We start from the raw sequence: 1,802 nt of genomic DNA, 5'->3' as shown, positions 1-1,802 counted from the left end.
AACCGCCTTGGCCGGGTCAGCGCCTGTGGAAACGAGGGCTCGAAAAGGTGCGATTCGCCTGGTGTGTGCGTGGAGATGCGCATTTCAGGCACTTCCGTGCTCGTGTAGCCGATGGGGCAAAACAGACGCGGCGGAGTCGCGATGAAACAGGTTCAGTGACGGTCGAATTGGCAATTGGTTGTGTTGCCATCGCATTGATGCTGGCGCTGGTGCTCGGTGTTGCCTCCACAGTGTTGGCGCGTCAGAGCTTGTGCCATTCGGCAAGTGAAGCAGCGCGTGCCGCGATGATGGGAGTAGCGAATCCAACCCAAGTTGGAGCTACAGCGTTGGGCTCTCTTGCCCAAAAAGGGGCAAGTGTTTCAGTTGTCGAAAACGGTGAGTGGGTTGAAGCTCGCGCCACGTATTCAAGGCATGCGATTTCAGGACTGACCATTGGCGACAACACGTGCACGATCAGAGCCAAAAAGGACTCGTTGGTGCCATGAGAACGTGCACTACACCGCCTGATCGGCAACCTTGTAGACGAGCGATGGAAAAGGAAGAGGGCTCGGGCACGATCCTCGTTACCGCTATCTGTGCGCTGGTGTTGATCTGCCTGCTGGTCATTGTGTTCGCCGGTGCACTCTATTCGGCGAAAGCTCGTCTGAATGCGATCGCCGACCTTGGAGCGCTCGCGGGTGCGGATGCGTCGGCGACTGCGCAGTGGGAAGACGTGGGGTCCAGACCGTGTGAGCTGGCGGGCGACGTGGTGGCTCGTAATGATGCGGATCTCGAGAGTTGCGAAGTGGTCGAGTCGGATACCCGAATTGTTGTCAGACAGTCGGTTGTTGTCATGAATATTCCGGTGACGCTACGTTCCCGTGCGCGTGGTGGGCCTGTGAACACGTGAGGTGAACGTGAGACCTGATGTGTGAAGGAAGCAAAAACTCTCAGAAAACTTTAAGGAAGACTCAATGGTTTCTCAAGGAGAGCTCGCTACTGTAGTAGACATCAAGAGGAAAGTAGATGCGAAGAAAATGGACGCTTCGTAACTGACGGAAAGGGCGCTATTCGAAGACTTGACTGTGTTGATGGGATACCACGAGGGGCTAGGCCGTAAGGCCTAGCCCCTCGTGGTATCTAAGCTACGTTGTTTATGTGTGGTTGCACCAGTGAGTATCTGGTTGCCGATAGAGGCTGATGGTTTGGGTTATACGACAAAATGTGTGGCATTTTTGGTGACTTTTCGTTGTTTTGGTGCGGGAAAGTCTGTGTTGAAGTTGGTGTGGGGCAACTTGGAGGTTGGACAAAATGTGTGGCATTGAGGCTTGTTTTTCGTTGTTTTGGAGCGGAAAAGTCGGGTTTTAAGTTGATGTGTTTGCTTGGGAGATATGAGAGCTCCCGTTTGCCCTGTGTGCGCCCAGTCAATGAATCGCAATGGAAGAACGTCTGCTGGACGAGTCAGGTGGAGGTGTCGGGGGTGTAATTCCTCGATGGTGCAACGTATCGACTCGGGAGCTAAAGACTTATCAGCGTTCCTTAACTGGCTGTTGTCAGGGACAACCCTCAAAGAGCTTCCCGGTGAGGGCAGATCCTTCCAGAGGCGTTGCCAGGCGTTGTGGAGCTATTGGGCCTTGCCACCCATCATTGACCAGGTCCATGACGTCATCTACGTTGATGGCATCCATCTAGGGCGCAAAGCTGTTGTTCTGATTGCCCGAAGCGATGAGTATGTGTTGGGCTGGTATGCGGCAAGAGCGGAGAAAGCAAGCGCGTGGGAAGCGTTAATGAGCCGTATCGCCCCGCCCTTGTTGGTGGTCACT

At 54.3% G+C, this 1,802-nt stretch carries 2 protein-coding genes and 2 pseudogenes; all 4 read left to right on the top strand.

What is annotated here, in order from left to right; translation table 11 throughout:
- Nucleotides 1–485, top strand: a 485-nt coding sequence (locus tag AC5RE1_RS01070) for a TadE/TadG family type IV pilus assembly protein (protein ID WP_493938217.1), incomplete at its 5' end; no start/stop codon positions are given.
- A gap of 44 nt (nucleotides 486–529) precedes the next feature.
- A complete protein-coding gene (locus AC5RE1_RS01065; protein WP_493938216.1) occupies nucleotides 530–889 on the top strand; it encodes an Rv3654c family TadE-like protein in 360 nt (119 codons plus the stop codon).
- 481 nt (nucleotides 890–1,370) lie between these two features.
- Nucleotides 1,371–1,466: pseudogene (locus tag AC5RE1_RS01060) on the top strand (transposase-like zinc-binding domain-containing protein); the annotation flags it as partial.
- 6 nt (nucleotides 1,467–1,472) lie between these two features.
- Nucleotides 1,473–1,802, top strand: a pseudogene (locus AC5RE1_RS01055) (IS256 family transposase); the annotation flags it as partial.

Source organism: Actinotignum sp. usb-actsch-rep-73 (assembly GCF_059082735.1).
The sequence above is the reverse complement of the archived record's forward strand: the minus strand, read 5'-3'. Positions and strand labels throughout refer to the sequence as shown.